Consider the following 26,081-nt stretch of genomic DNA (forward strand, 5'->3'; position numbering starts at 1 on the left):
GCCGCCCGTCTCCGGACCGGCCCGGCCCTGGCGGCGGCCCAGTCGGAGGCCGCGATCCTGCTGCGCGACCCGCTCGCGCGGCTGCCGGCCCGGCCGGCGCTGTGGGCTCCGGTCGCCGCGATCAACCTGTGTGCGATGACGGTCCTGTGCTGGCACCAGACGGCCATGCCGGCCGCGGCCGTGCCCGGTTCCTTCGCGGGCGGGCTCGCGGGCCTGACGACGGCGCCGGACCCACCGGGCTGGATCGCGGCGCGCCTCGCGTGGATGCCGGTCTTCGCGGCGCTGCTGGTGGGCATCGCGCGGTACGCCCGCCGGTTCGAGGGCCGGCCGCGGGCGCGGCCCGCGGCGGGGCGACGGCCGTGCGCGGGCCGTGGCCGGTCTGCTGCGCGCCGGCTTCCCGGTGTTCGCGCTGGGCCTGGCGTAGCGCGCGGCACATGACGAGAGCGCCGCTCCCCGCGGGGAGCGGCGCTCTCGTCGTGTCGTGCGGGGACTCGCGCGCCCCGCGACGTAAGGCGTGAGGCGTGAGGCGTCAGGCGTCAGGCGTCAGGCGATCGAGGCCGCCACGATCGCGGCGACGGCGAGGTTGCAGGAGGCCGTGACCCAGACCGCCGGGTGCGGCTCGGGATCCACGACTATGGCACCGAGCTTGCCCGGGGTCACCAGGTCGAGCACGAGGAAGGCGACCGCCATCAGCACGAGGCCGAGCACGCCGAAGGCCGCGGTGGACAGCAGGCCCTTGCCGAAGTCGTCGTACGTGGTCCAGATCGAGGTGAAGACGATGCCGCCGATGCCGAGGAGGGCGGAGCTGAGCAGGAGGGCGGCATTGCGGTTGCGCTCCTCCCAGATCTGCTTGGGGAGCTTCCCGGGCGTCAGCACGTCCACCAGGACGATGCCGAGGATCAGCAGGACCAGGCCGAGGGCGCCGTAGGCACTCGTGCGGCCAAGGCCGTTGACGATGTCGCTCATTGAGAAGCCTGTCTGCGCGGGGGTGGGATAAGCATGTGCCGTGGGGAGGCCGAATGTATCGCACGGCCTCGGCCCCTTCCATCGGGAGGTCAGGACATGGCAGAGCTCAGGGCCGCGCGCGTGGACCAGGCGGAGGCACTGACCGGGCTGGTACGGCGGTCCAAGGCGTACTGGGGGTACGGGCCCGACTTCCTGGACGCCTGCGCGCCGGAACTGCGGATCCGGCCCGACGAGGTGACGGCGCGCCGGATCGTGGTGGCGCAGGACGCCGGGGGGAGGGTGCTCGGGCTCGCCTCCCTGGAGGGCTCGGCCCCGCGGGCGGCGCTCGGGCTGCTGTTCGTGGAGCCGCGGGCCATCGGCCGGGGGGTGGGCCGGTTGCTCTACCGGGACGCGCTGCGCCGGGCGGTGGACCTGGGGGTGCGCCGGCTGGTGATCGACGCCGATCCGCACGCGGCCGGCTTCTACCGGGCGATGGGGGCGGTGGCCGCGCCCGGCGGCCCGGAGGGGCTGGTCCGCTTCGAGGTCGCGCCGGTCCCGCTCGCCGCCTGGGCTCGGGCATGGACCGGGGGCCGGCGCGGCGTACACGTGGGGAACGTCGCCGAGTTCAACGCGCAGTTCGCCGACGCCTCGCTCGGCCGGGACCAGCGGGCCGCCCACCACTACGCCTGCCTGGCCGCCTTCTACAGCCCCTACCCGGCGGCGCTGGTGCTGCCGCGGACCGTGTCGCGTCACTGGACCGGGCTGGTCTGCCGCCAGCTGGGGTGGGCCGGGGTCGAGGTGTTCGACGGCCTGGCGGAGGCCGGTCCCGGCCTCAGCGAGGCCGTACGGGAGCGGCCGGCGCTGGCCGCGCTCCTCACCGCGGCCGGGCTGCCCCTCGTACCGTGGGGGCGGACGCGGCAGTTCGCCCTGCTGTCGGGCCGGCCGTGGCGCGAGGGGGAACTGCGGTACGAGTCGAAGTCCGCGGCGCACGGGCTCTTCGCGCGGATCCTGTCGGACGGCGGCCATCCGGGGATCGTGTTGCCGGCGCAGTGGCGGCCCCGTACCCGGTGGGGGGCGGCGCGGCTGGTGGCCGCGCGCGCCGGGGCGGGCGAGAGCACTGTTCTGAAATCGGAGCACGGGGTCGGGGGTTCGGGGACCACGGTGCTGACGCCCGGCTCGATCCGCGCGGCCGGCGGGGCACGGGCCGCGCTGCGGCACCTTCCGCGCGGGCCGCTGCTGGTGGAGGAGTTCGTGGGCGGCCCGGACGGGGCGGACGGGCCGGACGGGCCGGGCCGGGCGGAGGGGCCGGCCGAACCGGATACGCCCCCCGGACCGGGTGTGTCGTCCGGACCGGATGCGCCGTCCGGACCCGCGTGGGGCGACTGCCCGCGGGATCTGACGTACGACGGCTTCGTGGACGCAGACGGCGGGTTGCACTCGGTCGGGGCGGCTGTCATGGACGTCGAGGACGGCGGTTACCGGGGGGCGACGGTGGGCCCCGGTGTGGTGCCCGGGTGGGCGCGCGGGCCGTTGCTGGCCTTCGGGGAGGCGGTGGGGCGGGAGTTGGCGGCCGACGGCTACCGGGGCTGGTTCGACGTGGACTTCGTCACCGACGGAGCGGGGCGGCTGGCGCCGACCGAGACGAACCTGCGGCTGACCGGGCCGTCGGTCGCCTTCCTGGTGGCGGCCCGGCTCGACGTGCTGCGGGGCGCGGGGCACCTCGTACGGATCGCCGACCGGGTGGAGCTGGGCGCGCGGCTGCCGGAAGCGCAGCTGGACGAGCTGTGCGAGGGCCTGGCCCGGGAGTGCGCGGAGATGGGGGCGGTGTTCGTCCCCGCGATCCCGACGGCCGCCTTCGACCCGGCGCCCTGGATCGCCGTCCTGGTCGCCGCGCACGGCAGGGAGGTATTGGACGCGGCCGAGGCGCTGATCCGGGCGCGGGTCCTGGCAGTCGGCGACGGGTTCGAGATCGCATTCGCATCCGGATCCGGGTCCGGGTCCGGGTCCGGGTACGGGTCCGGGTACGGGCCCACGGCAAACGGCTTCGCCGCCGGGCCCGGCGGCGCGGCGCGAGCCGGTCAGTCGCCGAAGTCGAAGTGGTGGGTGCGCCGCCGGGCGACGTAGTAGGCCACCACCGCGGCGGCGATCATCAGCGGGACGTTGAAGGTGTAGACGAGGGCGGCCTGGCGGGGCCAGTCGTGCTTGGCTGCGAGCCGGTACAGGTTGTCCTGGGGCCACCAGGCGACCAGCAGGTAGACGATGGCGAGGTGGGCGGCCTTCGTGAGGAACCGTCCGTGGCCCTGGGCCGGCATCCGGGCGCGGCCGGCGAACAGGAAGACCACCCCGAGGCCGAAGGCCAGACACTCGAACAGGTAGAGGACGTTGAAAAGGAACGCCCAGGGCTGCGGCACGCCCGTGACGTCGGTCGAGCCGGGCCACAGGGCGAACGTGGTGCCCCAGGCGATGCCGCCGAGCAGGATCGACCCACAGCCCAGTACGCAGGACAGCGACTGCTGCCCGGCGTGGGGGGCGCCGCCGTACTTGCCGGAGCTGCGCGGGCCGGCGTGCGCGGCCCCCGGCCGGGCCGGCTGGGGCAGGGCGTCGCGGTCCTCCTGGCCGGCCGCCGTGCGGGGCAGCGCGCGCAGCCGCACCACGGCGCGGGGCCGCTCCCCGGCGGGCAGCCGGTCCGCGAGGTGCTCGCGCAGCGCTTCGGCATCCGGCAGGCCGGCGCCCGGGGGGCTGGAGGGGTCCGCGGCCGGCGGGACGAGGTACGCGACCAGGCGCGGCACCTGCGCGGAGCCGGGGACGGCGCTCACGATCGCCCCGCCGACGCCTTCGTGGCCGCGGATGACGGATTCGACGCGGTGCGGGTCCAGGGTGCGGCCGGCCAGGGTGATGCGGTCGCGGAGCCGGCCGCCGAACTCCAGCAGTCCGTCACTGCGGAGCCGGGCGAGGTCCCCGGTGGGGATCGCGTCACCGCCGTCGGGCGGGGTGAGGTGGACCTGGCCGTCGCGCAGGTCCACGCGGAAGCCGGGGAAAGGGGTGCCGAGGAGGCAGAGCTGTTCCGGATCGTCGACGGGGCCGGACAGCTGGGGCAGTTCGAACCGGGTGCCGGTGCCCGCCGTCTCGGTGGGCCCGTAGACACCGATCAGCCGTGCGCCGGTCCGCAGCCTCCCTTGCAGGGCTGCCTGTTCGTCGAGGTAGAGCCGGTCGCCGGTGACGGTGACCAGGCGCAGTGCGCGCGGTCCGGCGGAGGCCGCAGCCCGGGCCTTGGGGACGCCGGCGGGCGCCGCGGGCCGGGGGACGGGGCCCTCCAGGAGCAGCCGGGCCGCGCCGGCGGGGTCGGTGTGCAGGACGGACACCTGCTCGGCATCGATGGCGCGGCGGATCGCCTCGGGTTCCCACGGTGCGCGCTCGGGCACGACGAGGCTCCCGCCCGCGCACAGTGCCTTGGTCCAGCCCGCCGCGAAGGCGGTGACGGCGGATCCGGCGGTGATCAGGTGGCGGTCCTGCGGGGTCGGGTGGGCCACCTCCGCCCAGCTGTCGTGTGCGGCGAGCAGCCGCGCGTGACTGACGGGGACCGGGCGGGGCACCGCACCCCCGGTGAAGAGGTACGCCGCGGTCCGCTCGTGCGCGGGCCAGGCGGACGCCGGCCGGGCGGGCGGCGCCGTGGAGCGGGCCGCGATCTCGGCCGCCTCCGCCCCGAGGCGGACCACCCGCAGCCCGCGGCCGCCGTCGAGGCGCGCCTGGTGGGCGGCGTGCGTGAGCAGCGCGAAGGGACGGACCGCGGCGAGCTGGCGCTGCCCGGTGTGCGGCGCCTCGACGTCGATGACGGTGTAGGCCGCCCCGGCCTTGAGTGCGGCGAGGACGGCGACGAGGAGTTCGGCCTGCCGGTCTGTCCCCACGGCGACGAGGCCGCCGGGCGGCAGTCCGGCGTCGAGCAGGTGGTGAGCCAACTGGTTCGCGCGGGCTTCGAGTTCGCCGTAGGTGAGGCTGTCCGGACCGGCCGTGACGGCGCGGGAGCCGGGGGCCCGGCGCACCCACCGCTCGAAACGCTCCAGGACGGTGTCCGACGGCTCGTGGGTGTCCGTGGTGGCGGCTGCGTCCCTGCTCGCTGCGGTGTCTGCGGCGGAGGCGCTGTGTGTGACGGAAGCGTTGTCTTCGGCGGCTTCGGGCTGTCCGGCTGAGCCGGTGGGCTCGGATCCCAGCGTCATGGACCGATGATGCCACCGGGTACCGGTGGCGGAAGAGGGACGGGAAAAATCCTCATACGAGCGGGAGTTGGACTCGGGAAGGGCAGGCCGGCGGAAAACCTTGACCTGAAGTTTGGTTGAGGTCATACCGTTTCGGCCATGGACATGGAAGTCACCGCTTGGACATCGCTGCACAGCGCGATCAACGCCCAGCAGGACCGGCGCCCGGTCTCCCGGGCGAGCCTGCGCCGGGTCGCCGCCTTCGCCCGCCCGCACCGCCGCGGGCTCACCCTCTTCCTGCTGCTCAGCATGGTCACGGCGCTGCTGGCGGTGGCCACCCCCGTACTCGCCAGCCGCATCGTGGACGCCATCGTCGGCGGCCGGGACAGCGGCACGGTCACCCGCCTCGCCCTGCTCATCGCGGTGATCGCGGTCGCCGAGGCGGCCCTGGGACTGCTGACCCGCCGGCTCTCCGCCACCCTCGGCGAGGGGCTCATCCTCGACCTGCGGACGGCCGTCTTCGACCACGTGCAGCGGATGCCGGTCGCGTTCTTCACCCGGACCCGCACCGGGGCCCTGGTCAGCCGCCTCAACAACGATGTGATCGGCGCGCAGCGGGCGTTCAGCAACACCCTGTCCGGGGTGGTCGCCAACACGGTGACCCTGCTGCTGACGCTCGCCGTGATGCTGAGCATCTCCTGGCAGATCACCCTGCTGGCGCTGGTGCTGCTGCCGGTGTTCGTCCTGCCGGCCCGCCGGATGGGGGCCCGGATGGCGGCCATGCAGCGCGAGGCGTCCGCGCTCAACGCGGCGATGGGCACCCAGATGACCGAGCGGTTCTCCGCTCCCGGCGCGACGCTGGTCAAGCTGTTCGGGCGGCCCGCCGACGAGTCCGCCGAGTTCGCGGCCCGGGCGGCGCGGGTGCGGGACATCGGGATCCGTACGGCGATGGCGCAGTCGGCGTTCATCACCGCCCTGACCCTGGTCTCGGCGCTGGCCCTGGCGCTCGTCTACGGACTCGGCGGCCACTACGCCCTGCGCGGGACCCTGGAGGCAGGTTCGGTCGTCGCCCTGGCGCTGCTTCTGACCCGGCTGTACGCCCCGCTGACCGCGCTCGCCGGCGCCCGCGTCGAGGTGATGAGCGCGCTGGTGAGCTTCGAGAGGGTCTTCGAGATCCTCGACCTGAAGCCGCTGATCACCCAGAAGCCGGATGCCCGTCGGGTCCCGGAGGGTCCGGTGGCGGTCGAGTTCGACGGGGTCTCTTTCGCCTACCCCTCGCCAGAGAAGGTCTCGCTCGCCTCCCTGGAGGAGGTCGCCACCCTCGACACCCGGGGCGGCACCCCGGTCCTGCACGGGGTCTCCTTCCGGGCGGAGCCCGGGCAGATGGTCGCCCTGGTCGGGTCGTCGGGGGCGGGCAAGTCGACCATCGCGCAGCTGCTGCCGCGGCTGTACGACGCCGACGAGGGAGCGGTCCGCCTCGGCGGCGTCGACGTACGGGACCTCACGGCCGACTCGATCCGCGAGACGCTCGGCATGGTCACCCAGGACGGGCACCTCTTCCACGAGTCGGTCCGGGCCAATCTGCTGCTGGCCCGCCCGGAGGCGGGCGAGGAGGAGATCTGGGAGGCCTTGCGCCGTTCGCGTCTGGACGGACTGGTCGCCTCGCTGCCGGACGGACTGGACACCGTCGTCGGCGAGCGCGGCTACCGGCTGTCGGGCGGGGAGCGGCAGCGGCTGACCATCGCGCGGCTGCTGCTGGCCCGTCAGCGGGTGGTGATCCTCGACGAGGCGACCGCACACCTGGACTCCACCTCGGAGGCGGCGGTGCAGGAGGCACTGGACGAGGCCCTGGCCGGCCGGACGGCGGTGGTGATCGCGCACCGGCTGTCGACCGTGCAGGCGGCGGACCTGATCCTGGTCGTGGAGGACGGGCGGATCGTGGAACGCGGCACGCACACCGAACTGCTGGCGGCGGGCGGCCGGTACGAGGAGCTGTACCGCACCCAGTTCGCCGCGGCGCAGACGACTGCGCCGGAGGCGGCGCGGGAGGCGGCCGGGCGAGCCACGGGCGGCGCCGCGCCGGTGGCGGGAGCATGATGGCCGCCGGGCCCGCGACCCGCGGCCCGACGGCCCCCCACCGGGCCCCGACGATCCTGGAACAGGAGCACTTGATGGACATCAAGCTGGAGCTGGTCGCCGTCCCCGTCACCGATGTCGACCGGGCCAAGGCCTTCTACGAGGGGCTCGGCTTCCACGCCGACCACGACGTGACCGTCAGCGAGGACATCCGCTTCGTGCAGCTGACCCCGCCGGGCTCGGCCTGTTCCATCGCCCTGGGGCGGGGGCTCACCCGGATGGTGCCGGGATCGCTGGACAACATGCAGGTCGTGGTCGCCGACATCGAGGAGGCGTACGCCGACCTGCGCGGCCGGGGCATCGAGGTGACGGAGATCCAGGACATGCCGTGGGGTTCCTTCGTCTACTTCTCCGACCCGGACGGCAACGGCTGGGCGGTCCAGCAGACCACTCCCCGCGCCGGCACCGGGAGCCCCGCGTGACGCCTCCTGCCCGAACGGTCCGAGCATCACGCTCATGGGGGCGGGGCACCTGAACCCGAACTGATGGGCAGCGAACGGGTGAGCATCAGTGCGTTCGCCCGGCGGGTCGGGCTCGCCCCCAGGTCCCCGAGACGCCTTGGCCGGGAGGAGGCGCTGGTCAGCCCTCGGCCGGCGCGGGAGGCGCGGCCGGTCCGGGGGCGGCGGCCGGCGCCGGGGCCGCGTCGAGTTCCCACGCGTGGCGCTTGAACTCGCGGCGGAAGTCGGCGTGGTCCTCCCACTGGCGGGCGATGCCGCGCAGCACGTCCCAGTTGTGTTCCACCGACTGGTCGATGACGCGGCGCATGGCCGGCTCGGCCGACTCCCGCTTCGCGAGGAGGCCCTTGACGGCCGAGGCCTCCAGGACGGCGTTGCGCAGCGCGCGCAGCGCACGGGAGGTGTCGTCCATCCCGAAGCCGTACTCGCTGCCGGTCTCCGCGTCGAACAGCGGGGTGAGCCGCGCTTCGATGAAGGCGGTGATCCGCTCGAAGTGCTGCACGTCCATCGGGGCGCTCCCTCTTCTGCCGGACCACCTCGTGTCCCCGGCGTCTCCATTGCCTGCGCTGTGCCCAGCGGTCGTCGGCCGCCCACTGCGCCCCGCCATTATCCAGCAGCGCCCTCCGCGGCCGGACCGGACCGCGGGGACCCGAGCCGGGGTGGCCCGCAGGCGCGTCGCCGCTGACGGGCGGTGCTCCAACTCCCCGCCCGTTCCTGCGGTTTTCCGGTGATCTACGGTGATGACCGGCCGCGACGAAGGGATCTGCCCGGTGAGTGACAGTTCAGCGCTGACGGAGCGTTTCGAAGAGCACCGTTCGCATCTGAGAGCGGTGTCCTACCGCATGCTCGGTTCGCTCAGCGAGGCCGAGGACGCCGTGCAGGAGGCGTGGCTGCGCCTCGACCGCTCCGACACCAGCGAGATCGAGAACCTCGGCGGCTGGCTGACCACGGTCGTGGCGCGCGTGTGCCTGAACATGCTGCGCACGCGCGAGACCCGGCGCGAGGACTCCATGGAGACCTGTCCGGCCGACCCGGCCGTCAGCCGCCAGGACGCCGTCGACCCCGAACAGGAGGCCGTCCTGGCCGACTCCGTCGGTCTGGCGCTGCTCGTGGTGCTCGACACCCTCACTCCGGCGGAGCGGCTCGCGTTCGTCCTGCACGACCTGTTCGCCGTGCCGTTCGACGAGATCGCCCCGATGATCGACCGCACCCCGGCGGCGACCCGGCAGCTGGCGAGCCGCGCCCGGCGCCGCATCAAGGGGGCCCCGCCGGCGCCCGAGGCCGACCTGACCCGTCGGCGGCGCGTCGTGGACGCCTTCCTGGCCGCCACGCGCGGAGGGAACTTCGACGCCCTGGTCACGCTGCTCCATCCCGATGTGGTGCTCCGGGCCGACAAGGCCGTCGTGCCGTCGCCCGCCCCCGTCTTCATCAGTGGCGCCGTCACCGTCGCCCAGGGTGCGATGGCCGCCATGCGGCGGGCGCAGGCCACGCAGCCCGCGCTGGTCAACGGCGCGATCGGCCTCGTGATGGCCCCGCTGGGGCGGCTGAACCTGGTGCTCCGCTTCACCATCGAGGACGGTCTGATCACCGAGATCGACGTGGTGGCGGAAGCGGACCGCCTGCGCGAGCTCGACCTCGCGGTCCTCGACGCCTGACCGACCGCGTCAGGAGCTCCCGGCCCGGGGGCAGGGGTCTCGGGCCGGGCGCGCGGGTCCTCGGGGCGGCCGCCACGGTCTCCTCGGGCCGGCCACCGCGGTCCTCTGGCCGGGCGCGCGGGTCCCCCGCGGGCCGGGCGGCGCGACCGTACCGGCGGGCACGGCCGTCACCGCGGCCGCGGCCGCGGCCGTCACGGCGCCAGTACGTCCAGCTCCTCCAGGGCGCCCTCGGCGATCTGCCGGGTCAGCGCCTCGGCACGGGCCGCGTCGCCCTCGCGTACGGCCTCGGCCACCCGGACGTGCAGGGTGACGGCCGCCGGGTCGGGGTCGTGGAACATCACCGCGTGCTCGGTGCGGCCGGTCAGCACCTCGGCGACCACGTCCCCCAGGCGGGCGAACATCTCGTTGCCGGAGGCGTTCAGCACGACGCGGTGGAAGGCGATGTCGTGGCGCAGGTAGCCGTCGAGCTGGTGCCCGCGCGACGTGCGGACCATGCCGAGGGCCGCTTCGGTGAGTTCGGCGCACTGCTCGGGCGTGGCGCGGACGGCCGCGAGCCCGGCCGCGACGGGCTCGATCGCCGAGCGCAGCACGGTGAGGGAGCGCAGCTGGCGGGGCCGGTCGGCGCCGGCGAGCCGCCAGCGGATGACGCGCGGGTCGTAGACGTTCCACTCGTCGGTGGGGCGCACGGTGACCCCGACCCGGCGCCGGGATTCGACCAGGTGCATCGATTCCAGTACGCGTACGACCTCGCGCACCACGGTGCGGGAGGCGTCGAAGCGCTCGGCGATCTCGTCCGTGCGCAGGACGCTGCCCGGCGGGTACTCGCCGGCGGTGATCGCGAGGCCGATGGTGTCCAGCACACGGGAGTGGAGGCCCTGGCCAGGACGGCCTTCGGTGGTCATGGCGCAAGCGTACGGTGACGCCCCACCAGACCAAAGATGTGATGTTTCAGACCAGGGTCTTGAATAAGTACTACTTAATAAGCTTCAGTGGTGCGCGCACGGAACCAGGTCGACGAGGACAGCGAGGTACGACGTGAGCTCCCAGCGCGTCATTGTGGTGATGGGTGTGGCCGGCACCGGCAAGACGACCGTGGGCCGGCTGCTCGCGGAGGCGCTCGCCCTCCCCTACGCGGAGGGCGACGCCTTCCACCCGGCGGCCAACGTCGCCAAGATGTCGGCCGGCACCCCCCTGGACGACGCGGACCGGTGGCCGTGGCTCGACGCCATCGGCAGGTGGATCCGCGACCGGGCGCAGCCGCGCGGCGCGGTGGTGGCGGCTTCGTCGCTCAAGCGCGCCTACCGCGACCGGCTGCGCGCAGCAGCTCCCGGGGTGGTGTTCGTCCACCTCACCGGTGACCGTCCGCTGATCGAGGAGCGGATGGCCGCCCGCACCGGCCACTTCATGCCCGCCACCCTGCTGGACTCGCAGTTCGCGGCGCTGGAGCCGCTGCGCCAGGACGAAGCCGGCGTCGCCGTGGACGTGTCCGGATCCCCCGAAGACATCACCGAGCGGGCGCTCGCCGCCCTGCGTCGGCTCACCGCCACCGACACTTAAGGAAACGTCACCGTGACCAGTCTCAGCGTCGAGACTCTGGCAGCGGCCGGCACCGGACCGATCACCTCGGCCGGGAACACCCAGCTGGGGATAGCCGTCCTCGCGGGCATCGCCGTCATCGTGCTGCTCATCACCCGGCTCAGGCTGCACGCCTTCCTGGCGCTGACGGTCGGTTCGCTCGCCCTCGGGGTGTTCGCGGGCGCGCCGTTGGCCAAGACGATATCCAGCTTCACCGCCGGTCTCGGTTCCACCGTCGCCGGCGTGGGCGTACTGATCGCCCTCGGCGCCATCCTCGGCCGGCTGCTCGCGGACTCCGGCGGGGCGGACGAGATCGTCGACACGATCCTCGCCCGCGCGAAGGGCCGGGCCATGCCGTGGGCCATGGTGCTGATCGCCTCGGTGATCGGGCTGCCGCTCTTCTTCGAGGTCGGCATCGTGCTGCTGATCCCCGTGGTGCTGCTGGTGGCCAAGCGGGGCAACTACTCCCTGATGCGGATCGGCATCCCGGCGCTGGCCGGCCTGTCCGTCATGCACGGGCTGATCCCGCCGCACCCCGGGCCCCTCGTCGCCATCGACGCCCTCCACGCCAACCTGGGCGTCACCCTCGGCCTCGGTGTGCTCGTCGCCATCCCCACGGTGATCATCGCGGGGCCGCTCTTCTCCCGGTACGCGGCGCGGTGGGTGGACATCCCGGCTCCCGAGAACATGGTCGTCGAACGCGCGTCGGCCGACTCCGAGCACCGGCCCCGCTTCGGGGCCACGGTCTTCACCGTGCTGCTTCCCGTGGCCCTGATGCTGATCAAGGCTCTCGTCGACATCGTGGTCAATGACCCCGACAGTGCGGTCCAGCGCGTCACGGACGTCGCGGGCTCGCCACTGATCGCCCTGCTCACGGCGGTGCTGGTGGGCATGTTCACCCTGGGCCGGGCGGCCGGCTTCACCAGGGAGCGCCTGTCCGGCACGGTCGACAAGTCCCTGGCCCCGATCGCCGGCATCCTGCTGATCGTCGGCGCGGGCGGCGGCTTCAAGCAGACCCTCATCGACGTGGGCGTCGGCCAAATGATCATGGACTTGTCGAAGGGGTGGGCCATCCCGGCCCTGCTGCTGGCCTGGTTGATCGCCGTCGCCATCCGCCTCGCCACCGGCTCCGCGACGGTGGCCACGATCTCGGCGGCCGGGCTGGTGGCCCCGCTGGCCGCCGGGATGTCCACCACCGAGACCGCACTGCTGGTCCTGGCCATCGGGACGGGCTCGCTGTTCTTCAGTCACGTCAACGATGCCGGGTTCTGGCTGGTGAAGGAGTACTTCGGGATGACCGTCGGCCAGACCCTCAAGACCTGGTCGGTGATGGAGACGATCATCTCGGTGGTCGGCCTGGGCTTCGTCCTGCTGCTGTCCCTGGTCCTGTGAACCTCCGGCCCGGACGCCGCGTGCGTCCGGGCCGGCGCTCAGAACTTCACTCGTTCCTCGCCGAGTTGGTCGGCTGCCAGCACGAAGCCGTGCGCCGCGGTGGCGCAGCGGCCGGCGAGGTCCGCGACTTCGGCGCGCAGTGCGGCGGCCCGCGCGCCGCGCCAGGCAGGTGTGGCCGTCGTCGCCCGGAGCCGCACGGCGTGGGAGCGCAGCGCGGTGGCGTGGCCGCGCAGACTGCCGGGCACGGGCACGGGCACGGGCTTGGGTACGGGCACGGGCTTGCGCTCGTGCCCGTACCCGTGCCCGTGTTCGGGGCCGTCGGGGTGCGCGTACGGCTCTGGACGGACTCGCCCGAGTGCTCCCGGCGGCCCGGAAGCGCAGCCGGCCGGCTCCCCGGCGGACGCAACCGGCCCGCGGTCGCAGAGCGAGCGGAAGGCGGCGCCCAGCCCGAGGAACGGCTCGGCGGGCACGGCCCGGCCGGTGGCGACCTGCCATCCGGCGTGGTCGTTGAAGGGGTTCGCGTCCGTCAGCGCGTTCCAGGCGAGGATGTCGGCGAAGGCCGGGGCCAGCAGCGCGAAGGCGTGCTCGGCGCCCCGCTCGCGCATGATGCGCCGGAACAGGCGGACCGCCTCCCCCTGCCGGCTCTCCTCGGCGGCGGCGAGCACCGCGGCCGCGCCCGGGTCCCGCAGGAGTTCCGGGCGGCGCGCGCTCATGGCCCGGATGCGGAGCCGGAGCCCGCAGACGGCGACGCTGACCGCGAGGCTCTCCCGGCCGGCCAGCAGACCGACGAGCCGGCCGGCCAGCGCCACGCCCCGGCCGCGCGGGGCCCAGCCGAGGCCCGCCGGATCGGCCAGGGTGTGCAGCAGGATGCGCCACCCGAGCCTGCGGCGGCCTCCCCGGGCCAGGGCGGAGACGGGCAGGCGGGCGCCGAGGGCCAGCCCCGAGGCGTAGCGGGCGGCCTCACCGACCGCGTCGGCGGTGTGGGCGAGTTCGCGGCACAGGTCGTCGAGCAGGTCGACGTCCGCTTCGGCGGACGCTGAGGTCGCGGCGTCGGGCATGGGTTCCTCGCGTGGTTCGGCGATGGGTCGCGGGTGGTGGGGTGGTGGTGCTTCGGTGGGGCGGTGCTGCTTCGGTGGGGCGGTGGTGCAGTGCTGACGGAGCCGGAGCCGGAGCCGGCAGCGCGGTGGAGCCGGGGCGGGCGAACAGGAACGCGGCGAAGCAGCAAGACCGTGGAGCGGCCGGAACGTGAAACAGACGGGGCGGTCGAGGCGTCGGGCGAGGCGTCGGATGCGGGCGACTCGTGCGCCACGGGGAGGTGAAGCGTCAGCGGCGGGTGAGGGTGAGCCGGATCCCGTGCGGGTCGAGCTCGGCGGGCAGTGGTCCGACCGGGTCCAGGACGGGCCGGGTACCGGAGATTCGGTGGCCCCGCAGCACCTCGGCGCAGAACGCGGCCGTCAGAAGCAGCCCCAGCCGGTCCCCCGGGCAGCGGCCGGGGCCGTGTCCGAAGGGCGCCATCCGGATGTCCTGGTCCGCGCCGGGATTCTTCCACCGTTGCGGCACGAACACGTCCGCGGCCGGTACCCGTTCGGGGTCCCGCTGGTGGAACGCGGCGGGCAGCAGTACGGCGGTGCCCGCCGGGTAGCGCACGCCCCGCCACTCGGTCTCCGTGCGGGTGAGCCGGATCAGGTCGGGCACCACCGGGTACAGGCGCAGGGTCTCGCGCACGCAGGCCCACAGCCGGGGCAGGTCACCCCGGGCGCCCTGCCCGGCCGCTTCGGCGGCGGCCGCGTGCTGTTCGGCGGGGTGCGCGCCGAGCAGGAGCAGGGTGCGCAGGAGGGTGGCGGGCAGCGAGTCCATGGCCAGGAGCCACCGCTGGGCCTGGCCCACGGGATCCGGGACGCCGGCGGAACCCGCGAGGCCAGGCGCGGGACCCCGGCCGTCGAGCCGGTCCTGCATACCGGGGGCGCCACGGGCCCCGAAGGGGTCCGCGGCCAGCAGGACATCCGAGGCGTCGAAGGGAGCGCAGGCGCCGAGGGGGTCGGCCGGGCCGGTGTGGCGGAAGGCCTGCCCGATGAGGGTGTGCGGGTCGGCCTGCCGGACGTATTCCCTGATGCGGCGGGCGGCGCGGGCCGAGCTTCTGGCACTGTTCTGCCCGATCCGGCCGGCGAGTTCCTCGTCGGCGGCGGCCGCGTCGCCGAGCACGATGCGGCGGGCGGCGCGGCCCATCGCGTGCCGGACGCGGGCGAGTTCGAGGGTGCCGGAGGCGGAGGCGGAGGCGGTCAGGTGGCGGGCCTCTTCGGCGACGGCCGTCAGGAACGGCGCGCACGAGGGGCGCGCGGGGACGGCCGCGGCCAGCGCCTCGGCGCCGGTCCGGCGCTGCTCCGGGCCGCTTCCGCCGTGGGGGCAGCCGAGGCCGGTCGTGCCGGGGGGCGGATCGTCGGCGAGGACGCCGACGGGTTCGGCGTAGAAGCGGTCGATGTCCGCGGGGGCGAGCAGGACGAGGACGGTGCGGCCGGATCGGGCGCGCACCAGGACGGGCGCGTCACCGTGACGGGCGCGCAGGGCGCGCAGTGCGGCGGCGGAGGTGCGGACGGCGCCGGGTCGCGGCCGTGCGGGGACCAGGCCCCGGACGAGCGTGGCGGCGGTGGCGGTGACGGCAGCGGCGGACGCCGGAAAGGACGACGACTTTACGGATGTCCGCCGGTCGGCGGCTTCCGCGCCGAGGCCCGGCACGGCCGGCCCGCGGCCCGCGAGCGGCATCTCGCCCCGGGGCGCCCGACCGCCCCCCTCAGCACCCGTCCCGGCCCCACGGCGCCGAGCGGTCCCGCCCCCGGCGCCGTCCCTCAAGCCGGTGCCGGCCCCGTTCCCGGTGCCGGCCCCGTCCTCGGTCCAGTTCCCGGGCCCAGTGGGGATCGCGTCCTCGGTCCTGGTCCTGGTCCCGGGTCCGGCGCCAGTCCCGCTCCCGGGCCGGATCGCGGCAAGGTCCTCGGTACCGGCCCCGTTCCCCGCCCCGGTGTCCGTGCGGGTCCCGGCAGGCGCCCCGCGCCCGCTCCCGGGCCCGTCCTCGGTGCCGGTCCCGTGCCGGGTCCGGGTGCCGCTCGCGTTGTCCGTGCCCCGGGTACCGCCGGGCCAGGACCGCACCGGCAGTCCGTACCGCAGCGCGAGGGCACGTACCCGTGCCCTGAACCCGTCGAGGGCGGCCGCATGGACCGTACGCATCCGTGTACCTCCGCCCAGCCGGGACCAACGGTCGGTGACATCGGCTTCACCGTACGTGGCTACGGTCGGCTCCGCGCTCCGAGTGCCGGGGGCCCTGCGGCCACCCGTGGGACACCCCTCAGTGCGGGCTCGGTGCGAAGGCTGCGTCGCGGAAAGCCGTGCGCAACCGGGCGGAACCGGCCGTCGGCAGCAGCACCGCCCAGCGGCGGTGGCGCGGGGACACCCACAGGGCCGGTCCGCCCGGAGCCGGCGCGGAGTGGGCCCAGACTCCGTACGGGGCCGGATGCCACAGGAGGCCGCGGGCGGGGATCAGCTCCCCCGTGCGGATGCGCAGGGACTCGGTGGTCCAGGCGCGGGTGATCCCGGTCGGGACGACCGGCCCTGCCGCTGCCGCTGCCGCTGCCGCCGGACCCTGCGCAAGCAGCAGGGCCGGTCCCCCACCATCCACCGGGCCTGCCGAACCCACCGGGACAGCCGGGACAGCCGAGCCCAGCGGACCGACCGGAGCAGCCGGGCTCCCGACCGGAGCAGCCGGGCTCACCGGGCCCGCCGGGGCAGCCGGTACCGGCAGGCCCTCCGGGGCGGGGCCCGTCGGGGGTGTCGCCCCCTCCGGGGCCGCCGTGCGCAGGAGGTGGCGCAGGAAGAGGACGAGGTCGCCGAGGGGCGCGTGCAGGGTGCCGTCGGCGAACCGGGTGCCCGTCATGCCGAGGGGGTGCCAGACCCGGGTGGTGGCGAGTTCGGCCAGGGGGCAACCGGAGAGGTGCTCGGCGAGACGGGTGAGGGCGTCCGCGCCGTCGGAGCGGGTCAGCAGGTGGTGGGCGGTGGCGCCGGCGGGGGTGCCGGCGGCGGCCTCCTCCCCGTAGGCGGCGAGCGGGGTGTGCAGCCGCAGGGCGCCTTCCTCCACGAGATTCCCGATGGCGGGCCACAGCGCGAGGACGGCCCCCAGGGCGCCGACGTCGTGCACGGCGTCCGCACCGCTCTCCGGACACCCGGCACCCACGGCGCCCCCCGCGCCCCCGGCGACCCTGGTGGCTCCGGCGCCCCCGCCGCCCCCGGGGTGTGATCGTGCCTGGATGCCCTCCGGGCCGCCGACGGCCCAGACCGCCCCGGGGTCGGTGGAGCCCACGAGGGCCCGGATGTCGTCGGCCTGGTCGCTCAGGAGCGTCATGGTTCCTCACGTTAACGAGCCGGGGGCGGCTGGAGGGGAGCGCCGGGGCCACGTCGGGGCCGCCCACCCGAATGCGCCGCGGGGGCGGGACGCTCCGTGCGCCCCGCCCCCGCGGACCGGGTCGTCAGCCCCGGTCGGGGCGGTCGGTCACCCGCAGGGTGTTGAGCAGGGGCTTGCCGAATCCGCTGTGCGTGACGAAGCGGACGTTCAGCACCCCGTCCGTCACCGTGACCGTGTAGCTCCGGGTCAGGGCCGTGTACGTGCCTGCCTCCAGGGAGACGTCCAGCGAGGGCAGGACCTGCGCGCCCTCGGCCAGGACGTCGAAGACGCGCTTGTTCGGCTTGGTGGAGGAGAGCTCCGCGAAGCCGAGTTCGACGGTGTAGGTCCCGTTCGGCACGTTGTCGAAGCGGTACTCGTACATGCCCTCGCGCGCGCTCCGCAAGAGCCGCTGGTCGTCCGTGCCGGCGATGGTGCGGCCGGTGGACTGCACGGAGGAGTTGCCCTGGTAGCCGTACGAGCCCGCCGTGTACTTGCGGTCCGGTGACCACGCGTCGCCCAGGGCGTCGGTGGCCGCGGAGGCGGATCCCGCGTCCAGGGCGACCTGGTAGCGGGGGACGACCACCTTGACGGGGACGGTCAGGACGGGGCTCCGGCCGCTCGCCGAGGTGATCTTCAGGTCGGCGCTCAGCACTGCGCCCGGGGTCAGACCGGCCGTGTCCACCGCGAGGGTGAGCGCTGTCGTGGCGCCGGTCGGGAGGTTTCCGGTGGCGGGGGTGGCGGTCAGCCAGGCCGCGTCCTCGGTCACGGTGAAGGCCGTGCCCAGGCCGGGGTTGGTCAGCTCCAGGGTCCGGTTCCGCTTCTGGCCGGCCGGCAGGACCACCTCGACGGCGGGCCTGGAGAGCGTCACCCTGCCGGTGCGCAGCGACTGCGTCACGGCGGACACGTCGGCGGCCTTGACGTCGACGGTGGTCTGCGCGGGCTCGTACTGCGGCGCGGAGAGGGAGAGGGGCCTGGAGCCGGAGGGGCTCTGGACCACGTATCCGCCGTCGGCTGCGGTGGTCGCCGAGACCGCGGTGTCGCCGGTGCCGACGGTCACGGTGGCGCCGGCGACGCCGTTGCCGTCGTTGGCGTCGAGCACGCGGCCCGCCACCACGCCGCTCCTGGTCGTACGGAAGGCGATGGACTGGCCGTCCGTGAGGACGGGGGTGTTGAAGGAGTACCTGAAGGCGTCGGTGCCGGCGGCGTTCTCCACGCCGATGGTGGCCGTGGAGCCGCCCTTGATGCCGGTGCCGCCCGTCCCCTTGTAGGTGTAGGTGACGGTGCCGTCCTCGCCGATGGCCGCCGAGAAGGAGAACGTGTCGGCCTGTGCGGACCAGTGGGCCACCTGGCGCCACTCGATCACGTAGCTGCGGTGCGGGGCGGTGCCGGTGACGGCCGTGAAGACGCCGGACCCGCTGCCCGCGGCGCCGACGACGAGATCGTCCCAGAAGGGGTAGAGGGCCGCGTTCGGGGTGGCCGTGCTCGGGATGTCCCCGTTGATGTCACCGGTGTTGTTGCCGCCGAAGCTGACGGTGCCGTTGGTCCCGATCCATGCCTGGCCGTACGTCTTGCCGTACAGCGGCAGCGGGAAGGGGAGGTCGACGCGCTCGGTGGTGTTGTCGCCGGTGAGGGCGAGCCGGCCGCTGCCGGGGGCGTAGGGGCGGTCGCTCCCGGTGGCGCAGGCGTAGCCGTAGGCGTCGGTGCGCTCGGGCAGGTTCACCGTGACGGTGGTGTCGCCGGCGACGGTCGCCCTGGCGGTCGCGCCGGTGAGGCAGCGGGAGGAGTGGGTGGCCTGCACGTCGTAGGTGCCGTGCGGGAGGGTGACCTCGAAGCGGCCCTGTGCGTCGGTGGTCGCGGTCACCGGGGTGTCCGCGATGGTGACGGAGGCGCCCGCCGCGGGTCCGGCGGCGGAGGAGACGGTGCCGGTGAGCTTGCCGGAGGGGGCCTGGGCGAGGGTGAAGTCGCCGGTGGCGGTGGCGTTCTCGGTGACCGCCACGGTCGCGGTCTGCTGCCCGTAGCCGAACTTGGCGGCGCTCAGGGTGTAGTCGCCGACGGAGAGGGAGGCGAAGCGGTAGCTGCCGTCGGCCGCGGTGGTCGCCGTGCGGTCGATGGGGCCGTCCGCGGTGACCTTGGCTCCCGCGACGGGCTCGCCACCGGCGGAGCGAACGGTTCCGGCGAGGGCGCCGATGGCGCCGCGCGGGGCTGCGTTCACGGCGGCGAGGGCGTCGAGCCTGCCCTCGCCGAAGACGTTGTTGTCGGCGGCGCTGCCGCCGCACTGGCCGCTGTCGGTGTCCTGGGCGGTACCGTCGAGGAGCGACTCCGTCTGCGTGATGTCGCCTTCGAGGGCGGGTGCGGCGGACCAGAGCAGGGCGACGGTGGCCGCGGTGTGCGGTGAGGCCATGGAGGTGCCGGAGAACGCCTCGTACCCGCCGCCGGGGACGGAGGAGCGCACGTTGACGCCCGGGGCGGCGATGTTCGGCTTGATGATGCCGCCGGGGCCCGCTCCGCGCGAGGAGAAGGACGCGACGGCGTTGTCGATGTCGAAGGCGCCGGAGCTGTAGGAGGCGGCGTAGTCCCCTGGGGAGCCGCTGGTGGCGCAGCCCGGTCCGGAGTTGCCGTTGGAGAAGGCCGGGAAGATGCCGGCGGCCCGCCAGGTGTCGACGATCTGCCGGTACCAGTCGTCGTGCGTGGAGCTGCCCCAGGAGTTGTTCACGATGTGCGGGGCGAGGTCGGGGCGGGGGTCGTGGCCGGCGAGGTCGGTCGGGGCGACGATCCACTGGCCGGAGGCGAGCAGCGAGGCTTCGGAGCAGGAGTTGGTCTCGCAGCCCTTGGCGGCGATCCACGTGGCGCCCGGTGCGACGCCGATCTTGTTGGCTCCGCCGTCGTCGCCGACCATGGTGCCCATGGTGTGGGTGCCGTGGTCGTTGTTGTCGCAGGGGGCGGCGGTGGGGCAGACGCCGGCCGGATCGAACCAGTTGTAGTCGTGGTGGTAGGAACCGTCCGCGTTCTTGCCGCGGTACTGGTTGTTGACGGCCGGGTGGGTGTAGTCCACGCCGCTGTCGATGTTGGCGACGACGATGCCCTCGCCGCGCACGCCGGCCTGTTCCCAGACCTGGGGGGCCTTGATGCGGTCGATGTTCCACTCGACGGCGTCGGCCGCTGCTTGTTCGCGCTTGCCCTCGGCGGGCTTGGGGAGCTCGACCTTGTCGTCGGCGTCGATCCTGGACACCTCGGGGCGCTGCGCGAGTGTGCCGGCGAGTTTTTGGCTGCCGACGACGCGGACGGCGTTCACGATCCAGTACGAGGTGTAGTCGGCGCCGGCACCCTGCAGGGCCTTGACCACTTCGGCCTGGCTGCGCGCGGCGTGGTCCTGCTTGGCCTTGAGCACCGTACCGGCCTTGGCCGCGCGGGTGCGCTGCCTGCCCGCGGCGCTGAGGTCGGCGGCGCTGTCGAGGTAGACCCAGAAGACGGCCTTGGCCGAGTCGTCGAGCTGGGCGCGGAGCTTGGGCTCGATCTTGCGTTCGGCCGCGGTGGGGGTGGGGCCGGGGTCCGGTGCGGCCGCGGCGACGCCCGCCCCGAGCGGGAGGAGCAGGACGGAGGTGAGGGCGGCGAGCGCCGTGCGTAAGGGTCGTATGGTGCGTCGGGCCACGTGTGGTCTCCTCGTTGCGCCGTGTGCAGGCTGTGCGGGAAGGATGTGCGCGACGTGCGCGGGTCATGGTGATTCAGTGCCATGTCCATTACAAGAGGGCCTTATGAGCCGCACCCGCTCCGCCGGCCGCCCCCGGGCCCCCGGTGGCCCTTCCCGGCCGCGCGGTCCAGCCTGAAGTCATGACCGCGCCCGCCGAACCGCCCGAACCGCACGAACCGGCGTCCCAACCGCACGGACCAGCGCCGGAGCCGGGGCCGGGGCCGACGCGGGGGCCGACGCCTGGGCCGACGCCGGGAGCCCGGCCCGAAGTACCGATCGCCTCCGCGCGGGGCCGCTGGATCCTGCTGGCCACCGTGCTGGGGTCGGGCATGGCGCTGCTGGACTCGACGGTGGTCAATGTCGCCCTCCCGCGCATCGGCCGGGACCTCGACGCCGACATGGCGGTTCTCCAGTGGACGGTGAACGCCTACCTGCTGACGCTGGCCGGACTGATCCTCGTCGGCGGCGCGCTCGGCGACCGCTTCGGCAGGCGCCGCGTCTTCGTGCTCGGCGTGGTGTGGTTCGCGGTGGGCTCCCTGCTGTGCGGCCTCGCGCCGAACGCCGGGGTACTGGTGGCCTCCCGCGCCCTGCAGGGCGTCGGCGGAGCGCTGCTCACCCCCGGCTCTCTGGCGCTGATCCAGGGCTCGATCCGGCCCGGTGACCGGGGCAGGGCCGTGGGCCTGTGGTCGGGGCTGGGCGGGGTCGGCGCGGCCGTCGGGCCCTTCCTCGGCGGCTGGCTCGTGGACGGCCCCGGCTGGCGCTGGGTGTTCCTGCTGAACGTGCCGGTCGCCGCGCTGTGCGTGCCGGTGGCCCTGCGCCACGTGCCGGAGTCGCGCGATCCGCACGCGCACGGCCGCTTCGACGTGGCCGGTGCGGTCCTGGCCGCGGGGGCGCTGGCGCTGGTCACCTACGCGCTGATCGAGGCCCGCTCCGGCAGCCCGCTGGTGATCGCCTCCGCGGTGGGTGGTGTCCTGCTGGCGGTGGCGTTCGTGTGCGTCGAGCGGCGGCGGGCCCATCCGATGGTGCCGCCGGAGATCTTCGCCTCCCGGCAGTTCACCGCCGTCAACCTGGTGACCCTGTGCGTGTACGCGGCGTTCGGCGGCTTCTTCTTCCTGGTCGTCCTCCAGCTCCAGGTGGTCGCCGGCTACTCGGCGCTGGCCGCCGGGGCGGCGCTGCTCCCGACGACCGCGCTGATGCTGCTTCTCTCCGCCCGCTCGGGGGAGCTCGCAGAGCGCATCGGGCCGCGGATCCCGCTGACCGTGGGGCCGCTGCTGTGCGCGGCCGGGATGCTGCTGATGCTGCGGGTGGGGCCGGATGCCTCGTACGTGGCGGACGTGCTGCCCGCGCTCCTGGTGATGGGGGCGGGGATGGTCACTTTGGTGGCGCCGCTGACCTCGGCCGTACTGGCGTCGGTGGATCCGGGCCGGGCGGGGCTGGCCAGCGGGATCAACAACGCGGCGGCGCGCGTGGCCGGACTGCTCGCGGTGGCGGCGCTGCCGCTGCTGTCCGGGATGGGGCCCGAGGCGTACCTGTCGCCCGTCGAGTTCGACGCCGCCTTCGGCCGGGCCATGCCCTGGTGCGCGGGGGTGCTCGTGGCGGGCGCGACCCTGGCCTGGGCGACCGTACGGACTCCGGCACCCGGAGCGCCGCACCCGCAGTGCCGCACCCAGTGCGCGGTGACCGCTCCGCCGCTGGAGTCCCCCGGCGCGGCGGAGCGCTGAGCCCTGCCGGATGCGAGGGGGCCAGCGGGGCCGGACGGGCGGCCGGTCGTCGCGGTTCAAGGTGCGGTCCGCACGGCGCTCCGGGCGGCTGGAATTCGCCTGCGCCCGGTGCGCCTGCGCGGCGGTCGCTTCGCTGCTGGTCCTGGGCGGGACACACCCTCGGCGGCGCCGCCGGCCCTGTTGCGCGACCGGCTTGAAGTCACGAAGTTACCTCGCCGTATGTAGTGACTTCACACGTGCGCAGCAGTAGAACTCGTTCTCATTCAGCCGAGAGTGAGGAACGTCACATGAGTGACAATGGCGTGCCCGGCAACGGTTCCCCCGGATCATCCCGTCGCGGATTCCTTGCGAGAACAGGTTCTCTTCTCGGGGCGGCGGCCCTCTCCGCTCACATGACCTCCACCCCGTCCGCGCGGGCCGCCACCACGGCCGGCACCGCCGTGGTCGAGGACGGCGCCCGCGTCCCGGTCCTGGTGATCGGCACCGGCTACGGCGGCTGCGTCGCCGCCCTGCGCCTGGCCCAGGCCGGTGTCGACGTGCAGATGGTCGAGATGGGCATGGCCTGGGACGCCCCCGGCAGCGACGGAAAGATCTTCGCCAACACCACCAGGCCGGACTACCGCTCCTACTGGCTGCGCACCAGGACCAAGGCGCCGCTCAGCAACTTCCTCGGCTTCCCGATCGACAAGGACGTCCCCCGGTACACCGGCATCCTGGACGCCGAGGAGATGGGCGGGATCATCGTCTACCAGGGCCGCGGCGTCGGCGGCGGCTCGCTCGTCAACGGCGGCATGGCCGTCACCCCCAGGCGGCAGAACTTCGGCGCCATCCTCCCGTCGGTGGACGCCGGCGAGATGTACGACACCTACTACCCCCGGGCCAACGCCGGCCTCGGGGTGGGGCTCGTCGACCCCGCCTGGTTCGACACCGTCGACTGCTACCAGTTCGCCCGTGTGGGCCGCAAGCACGCCCAGCGCTCCGGCTTCCCCTTCGTCTTCGTCCCGGACGTGTACGACTGGGACTACATGAAGAGGGAAGCGGCGGGCACCGTCCCCAAGTCGGCCGTGGACGGCGAGATCCTCTACGGCAACAACTACGGCAAGAAGTCGCTGCAGAAGACCTACCTCGCCTCCGCCAGGGCCACCGGCAGGGTCACCGTCTCCCCCTTGCACCGGGTCACCTCCGTCGCCCCGGCCGCGGGCGGCGGCTACACCGTCGGCATCGAGCAGCTGGCCACCACGGGCGATGTCACGGCGACCAAGACGCTCACCGCGACCAGGGTGTTCTTCGCGGCCGGCAGCGTGGGCACGAGCAAGCTGCTGGTGCGTCTGAAGGCCACGGGCGCCCTGGCGAACCTGAACGCCGAGATCGGCCAGGGCTGGGGCGACAACGGCAACGTCATGTGCGGCCGGGCCAACCACATGTGGGACCCGACCGGCAAGGTGCAGGCCGCGATCCCCTGCGGCGGCATCGACAACTGGGACGCGGGCGGCGCCTTCGCCGAGGTGGCCCCCCTTCCCACGGGGATCGAGACGTACGCCTCCTTCTACCTCTCCATCACAAAGAACCCGCACCGCGCCCGGTTCACCTGGAACGCCGCGGCGGGCAAGGTCGACCTGGACTGGCAGACGGCGTGGAAGCAGCCGTCCATCGACATGGCCAGGACCATCTTCGACAAGATCAACTCGAAGGAGGGGACCATCTACCGGACCGACCTCTTCGGCCTGAACAAGATCTGGGGCGACCACCTGACCTACCATCCGCTCGGCGGCGCGGTGCTGGACAAGGCCACCGACAACTACGGCCGCCTGCACGGCTACACCGGCCTGTACGTGATCGACGGTGCGCTCATCCCCGGCAACACCAGCGTCAATCCGTTCGTCACCATCACGGCGCTCGCGGAGCGGAACATCGAGAAGATCATCGCCACCGACCTGTAGCCGCTCCCGGTCGCACGGGGCGGGGCCGGGGCCGGTCGGATCCACCGAGCGGCCCCGAACCCGTGTCAGTGACCGGGCAGCACGCACACGCTGTCGAGGCCGAGCACGTGGTTGAGCCGTCCGAAGGCCAGCCAGGACCCGATGCTCATCGTCAGTTCGACGATCTCCAGCTGGCTGTAGTGCGCGGACATCCGGTCCCAGAATTCGTCGTCGAGACCGTGGTGGTCGAGGGTGTACCGCTCGGCGTACTCCGCCGCCAGCCGGGTGCGGTCGTCGAACGCCTGCGTGGTGCGCCACTCGGTGACCGCGCCGGAGAACTCCTCCTCGACCTTCTCCCCCTCCCGCTCGGTACGCCAGTCCAGACAGAAGACGCACCCGTTGATCTGGGCGACGCGCAGCCGCGCCGCCTCGAACTCCCGCAGGCCGAGAGTGCTGTGGGCGTACACCGACAAGGAGAAGTTGGCCGCGGCCGTGCCGATGCCGGGAACCATGTCGCCCCATACGTACTCGATCGGGTGCCGGCCTTCGGGGATGTCGATCCTCATGACTGTTTCCTTCCGAGTCTGCCGATGGCGGGGCGGAGCGGGACGTCGAGCGCGTCGTACAGTCCGGGCGGCGCCCCGGCGAGCCAGTCGATGGCGCCCACCAGGCGCCCGACGGCGGTGGCGTTGCCGCCCGCCGAGCGGTTCTCGCCCTCGTCCGTGGCCTCGATGGTGACCTCGATGCGGGGACGGCCCTCGATGACGACCCGGTGCGCGCCGTCGCCGCCGTCGGGCGGCGCCGGCCAGTCCGGTGCGCAGGAGGCGTGGATGCGGGTGACGTGCTCGATGACGATGCGGGGCTCGCCCTCGACGATTCCCTGGACCTCGAACCGGATCGCTCCCTGGGTGCCGGCGTCGAAGACGCCCATCGTCCTGGTGGTCACGGTGGTGTCGAGCGCGCGCCGGTCCACCGTCTCGCGGATCCCGTCGAGTTCGACGCCGAGGGCGCGGGCCATCATGCGTATCTGCCCGCCCCACACCATGGTCGGGACCGAGGGCATGAGCATCATCGGCTCGTACTCCATCGGCCGGCCCATGCCGACGAGGTGGCGGACGGAGTCCGGCTGGTCGTAGGTGGAGTAGTCGAAGATCTCCTGGCAGCGGATGGCGTCGATGGTGGTGCCGAGCCCGCTGAGCAGCAGGGGGAGCACGTCGTTGCCCCAGCCCGGGTCGACGCCGGAGGCGAAGAGCGATCCGCCCCCCTCCGCCACCGCGGACAGCACCGGGTCGCGGAACTCCGCGGGCGCGCCGCGGTGGTCGTACAGGGGGTACAGCGCGGGGCTGACGACCACCGCGCCGGCGCGGATCGCCCGGGTGATGTCGGCGAGGGCGCCGTCGGGCCGGACGTCCCCGGAGGCCGCGTACACCACGGCCCGGGGGCGGGCGGCCAGTACCGCTTCGACGTCATCGGTGGCCGCGACCCCCAACGGGCGTTCGAGCCGACCCAGTTCGCCCGCGTCGCGGCCGACCTTGGCTGGATCGTGGACGATGACCGCGGAGAGTTTCAGCTCGGGATGGGCCTCGACGGCGCGGATGGCCAAGCGGCCGACGTTGCCGGTGCCCCAGACAACCGTGGGAATCATGCGCGGAGGGTAGCGGCAGGACCTGCACGTTTCCAGAGGCGAGCGCCCGGGTGGTGTTACTGGTTCTGGCCGCCCAGTACGAAGAGGAGGTAGACGAAGAACGCGAAGAGGTGGCCCACGAACAAGTAGGCGATCAGCCGGATCACCAGACCGCGGGGGAACTTCGACTCCATGCGCATCCGCACGGAGACCGGCGCCCGCTCCGGCAGCGGCTCGGCCTGCGGCGGCACGTCGTCCGCCCGGGACGGGGACGTCGCGGGGGAAGCGGAAGGGGAAGGGGTCGGGGTCGGGGTCGGGGTCGGGTGAGAGGCAGGTGACACGGGTAGGGCTC

19 protein-coding genes and 1 pseudogene are annotated in these 26,081 nt (G+C 74.0%); 9 read left to right on the forward strand and 11 right to left on the reverse strand.

What is annotated here, in order from left to right; all coding sequences use genetic code 11:
* Positions 1 to 24: 24 nt before the first annotated feature.
* Positions 25 to 424, forward strand: a pseudogene (locus tag AMK16_RS36970) (acyltransferase family protein); the annotation flags it as partial.
* 119 nt (positions 425 to 543) lie between these two features.
* Here the strand turns inward: AMK16_RS36970 and AMK16_RS03010 are convergent.
* Positions 544 to 966, reverse strand: a complete 423-nt coding sequence (locus AMK16_RS03010) for a DUF350 domain-containing protein (protein ID WP_073908177.1) — start codon at positions 964 to 966, stop codon at positions 544 to 546.
* A gap of 96 nt (positions 967 to 1,062) precedes the next feature.
* Between AMK16_RS03010 and AMK16_RS36975 the strand changes: the two genes are divergently transcribed.
* Complete coding sequence (locus AMK16_RS36975; RefSeq protein WP_073908180.1) at positions 1,063 to 3,069, forward strand: GNAT family N-acetyltransferase; 2,007 nt, start codon at positions 1,063 to 1,065, stop codon at positions 3,067 to 3,069.
* On the opposite strand, the gene AMK16_RS03020 is transcribed toward AMK16_RS36975, so the two are convergent.
* A complete protein-coding gene (locus tag AMK16_RS03020) occupies positions 3,024 to 5,159 on the reverse strand; it encodes an AMP-binding protein (protein ID WP_073908183.1) in 2,136 nt (711 codons plus the stop codon). The genes AMK16_RS36975 and AMK16_RS03020 overlap by 46 nt on opposite strands.
* Positions 5,160 to 5,297: 138 nt before the next feature.
* On the opposite strand from AMK16_RS03020, the gene AMK16_RS03025 reads away from it, so the two are divergent.
* Complete coding sequence (locus AMK16_RS03025; protein ID WP_073908186.1) at positions 5,298 to 7,235, forward strand: ABC transporter ATP-binding protein; 1,938 nt, start codon at positions 5,298 to 5,300, stop codon at positions 7,233 to 7,235.
* Between the two features lie 74 nt (positions 7,236 to 7,309).
* Positions 7,310 to 7,696, forward strand: coding sequence for a VOC family protein (locus AMK16_RS03030; protein ID WP_073910319.1), 387 nt, complete (start codon positions 7,310 to 7,312; stop codon positions 7,694 to 7,696).
* Positions 7,697 to 7,853: 157 nt separating this feature from the next.
* Here AMK16_RS03030 and AMK16_RS03035 read toward each other — a convergent pair whose 3' ends face one another.
* Positions 7,854 to 8,237: a hypothetical protein gene (locus AMK16_RS03035; RefSeq protein WP_073908189.1), complete on the reverse strand. Its 384-nt coding sequence runs from the start codon at positions 8,235 to 8,237 to the stop codon at positions 7,854 to 7,856.
* 262 nt (positions 8,238 to 8,499) lie between these two features.
* On the opposite strand from AMK16_RS03035, the gene AMK16_RS03040 reads away from it, so the two are divergent.
* Positions 8,500 to 9,384 (forward strand): sigma-70 family RNA polymerase sigma factor, encoded by an 885-nt coding sequence (locus AMK16_RS03040; protein ID WP_242438542.1) that lies wholly within the window; start codon positions 8,500 to 8,502, stop codon positions 9,382 to 9,384.
* A 191-nt stretch (positions 9,385 to 9,575) separates the two neighbouring features.
* Here AMK16_RS03040 and AMK16_RS03045 read toward each other — a convergent pair whose 3' ends face one another.
* On the reverse strand, positions 9,576 to 10,286 hold the full coding sequence (locus tag AMK16_RS03045; RefSeq protein WP_073908195.1) for a FadR/GntR family transcriptional regulator: 711 nt from the start codon (positions 10,284 to 10,286) through the stop codon (positions 9,576 to 9,578).
* 160 nt (positions 10,287 to 10,446) lie between these two features.
* Here AMK16_RS03045 and AMK16_RS03050 point away from each other — a divergent pair, with 160 nt between their 5' ends.
* Together AMK16_RS03050 and AMK16_RS03055 are read left to right on the forward strand one after the other, a co-directional pair.
* Positions 10,447 to 10,941: a gluconokinase gene (locus tag AMK16_RS03050; protein ID WP_443333536.1), complete on the forward strand. Its 495-nt coding sequence runs from the start codon at positions 10,447 to 10,449 to the stop codon at positions 10,939 to 10,941.
* A gap of 12 nt (positions 10,942 to 10,953) precedes the next feature.
* Positions 10,954 to 12,351, forward strand: coding sequence for a GntT/GntP/DsdX family permease (locus tag AMK16_RS03055; RefSeq protein ID WP_073908201.1), 1,398 nt, complete (start codon positions 10,954 to 10,956; stop codon positions 12,349 to 12,351).
* A gap of 38 nt (positions 12,352 to 12,389) precedes the next feature.
* On the opposite strand, the gene AMK16_RS34790 is transcribed toward AMK16_RS03055, so the two are convergent.
* From AMK16_RS34790 to AMK16_RS38030, 4 genes are all read right to left on the reverse strand, one after another.
* Positions 12,390 to 13,409, reverse strand: coding sequence for a hypothetical protein (locus AMK16_RS34790; RefSeq protein ID WP_073908204.1), 1,020 nt, complete (start codon positions 13,407 to 13,409; stop codon positions 12,390 to 12,392).
* 265 nt (positions 13,410 to 13,674) lie between these two features.
* Entirely contained in the window at positions 13,675 to 15,111 is a 1,437-nt protein-coding gene (locus AMK16_RS03065; RefSeq protein ID WP_158071200.1) for a cytochrome P450, read from the reverse strand.
* Positions 15,112 to 15,688: 577 nt separating this feature from the next.
* The gene (locus tag AMK16_RS03070; protein ID WP_073908209.1) at positions 15,689 to 16,738 is read right to left on the reverse strand and encodes a hypothetical protein; all 1,050 of its coding nucleotides are present in this window, start codon (positions 16,736 to 16,738) and stop codon (positions 15,689 to 15,691) included.
* A 124-nt stretch (positions 16,739 to 16,862) separates the two neighbouring features.
* The gene (locus AMK16_RS38030) at positions 16,863 to 20,426 is read right to left on the reverse strand and encodes a S8 family serine peptidase (protein WP_073908212.1); all 3,564 of its coding nucleotides are present in this window, start codon (positions 20,424 to 20,426) and stop codon (positions 16,863 to 16,865) included.
* Positions 20,427 to 20,794: 368 nt separating this feature from the next.
* Between AMK16_RS38030 and AMK16_RS03080 the strand changes: the two genes are divergently transcribed.
* Both AMK16_RS03080 and AMK16_RS03085 read left to right on the forward strand, forming a co-directional pair.
* Positions 20,795 to 22,186: an MFS transporter gene (locus AMK16_RS03080; RefSeq protein ID WP_443333527.1), complete on the forward strand. Its 1,392-nt coding sequence runs from the start codon at positions 20,795 to 20,797 to the stop codon at positions 22,184 to 22,186.
* 287 nt (positions 22,187 to 22,473) lie between these two features.
* Positions 22,474 to 24,126 carry a GMC oxidoreductase gene (locus AMK16_RS03085; protein WP_073908215.1) on the forward strand — a complete coding sequence of 551 codons (1,653 nt, stop codon included), beginning with the start codon at positions 22,474 to 22,476 and terminating at the stop codon, positions 24,124 to 24,126.
* A gap of 65 nt (positions 24,127 to 24,191) precedes the next feature.
* Here AMK16_RS03085 and AMK16_RS03090 read toward each other — a convergent pair whose 3' ends face one another.
* The 3 genes from AMK16_RS03090 to AMK16_RS38480 are packed head-to-tail and all read right to left on the reverse strand — an operon-like array spanning position 24,192 to position 26,070.
* Positions 24,192 to 24,671, reverse strand: a complete 480-nt coding sequence (locus AMK16_RS03090; protein ID WP_073908218.1) for a carboxymuconolactone decarboxylase family protein — start codon at positions 24,669 to 24,671, stop codon at positions 24,192 to 24,194.
* A complete protein-coding gene (locus tag AMK16_RS03095; protein WP_073908221.1) occupies positions 24,668 to 25,750 on the reverse strand; it encodes an NAD(P)H-dependent amine dehydrogenase family protein in 1,083 nt (360 codons plus the stop codon). The genes AMK16_RS03090 and AMK16_RS03095 overlap by 4 nt, the downstream gene beginning before the upstream one ends.
* 56 nt (positions 25,751 to 25,806) lie before the next feature.
* Entirely contained in the window at positions 25,807 to 26,070 is a 264-nt protein-coding gene (locus tag AMK16_RS38480) for a DUF6126 family protein (protein ID WP_143196787.1), read from the reverse strand.
* Positions 26,071 to 26,081: the final 11 nt, after the last annotated feature.

Origin of the sequence: Streptomyces sp. CB00455, assembly GCF_001905445.1 — a bacterium.
Lineage (GTDB): Bacteria > Actinomycetota > Actinomycetes > Streptomycetales > Streptomycetaceae > Streptomyces.

Coding starts and splice junctions, on each gene's coding strand:
- AMK16_RS03065 (WP_158071200.1), bottom strand. CDS start 15,111: ATGCCGCTCGCGGGCCGCGGGCCGGCCGTGCCGGGCCTCGGCGCGGAA.
- AMK16_RS03050 (WP_443333536.1), top strand. CDS start 10,447: ATGGGTGTGGCCGGCACCGGCAAGACGACCGTGGGCCGGCTGCTCGCG.
- AMK16_RS03080 (WP_443333527.1), top strand. CDS start 20,795: ATGGCGCTGCTGGACTCGACGGTGGTCAATGTCGCCCTCCCGCGCATC.
- AMK16_RS36975 (WP_073908180.1), top strand. CDS start 1,063: ATGGCAGAGCTCAGGGCCGCGCGCGTGGACCAGGCGGAGGCACTGACC.
- AMK16_RS34790 (WP_073908204.1), bottom strand. CDS start 13,409: ATGCCCGACGCCGCGACCTCAGCGTCCGCCGAAGCGGACGTCGACCTG.
- AMK16_RS03095 (WP_073908221.1), bottom strand. CDS start 25,750: ATGATTCCCACGGTTGTCTGGGGCACCGGCAACGTCGGCCGCTTGGCC.
- AMK16_RS03045 (WP_073908195.1), bottom strand. CDS start 10,286: ATGACCACCGAAGGCCGTCCTGGCCAGGGCCTCCACTCCCGTGTGCTG.
- AMK16_RS03020 (WP_073908183.1), bottom strand. CDS start 5,159: ATGACGCTGGGATCCGAGCCCACCGGCTCAGCCGGACAGCCCGAAGCC.
- AMK16_RS03090 (WP_073908218.1), bottom strand. CDS start 24,671: ATGAGGATCGACATCCCCGAAGGCCGGCACCCGATCGAGTACGTATGG.
- AMK16_RS03030 (WP_073910319.1), top strand. CDS start 7,310: ATGGACATCAAGCTGGAGCTGGTCGCCGTCCCCGTCACCGATGTCGAC.
- AMK16_RS03070 (WP_073908209.1), bottom strand. CDS start 16,738: ATGACGCTCCTGAGCGACCAGGCCGACGACATCCGGGCCCTCGTGGGC.
- AMK16_RS03035 (WP_073908189.1), bottom strand. CDS start 8,237: ATGGACGTGCAGCACTTCGAGCGGATCACCGCCTTCATCGAAGCGCGG.
- AMK16_RS03010 (WP_073908177.1), bottom strand. CDS start 966: ATGAGCGACATCGTCAACGGCCTTGGCCGCACGAGTGCCTACGGCGCC.
- AMK16_RS03085 (WP_073908215.1), top strand. CDS start 22,474: ATGAGTGACAATGGCGTGCCCGGCAACGGTTCCCCCGGATCATCCCGT.
- AMK16_RS03025 (WP_073908186.1), top strand. CDS start 5,298: ATGGACATGGAAGTCACCGCTTGGACATCGCTGCACAGCGCGATCAAC.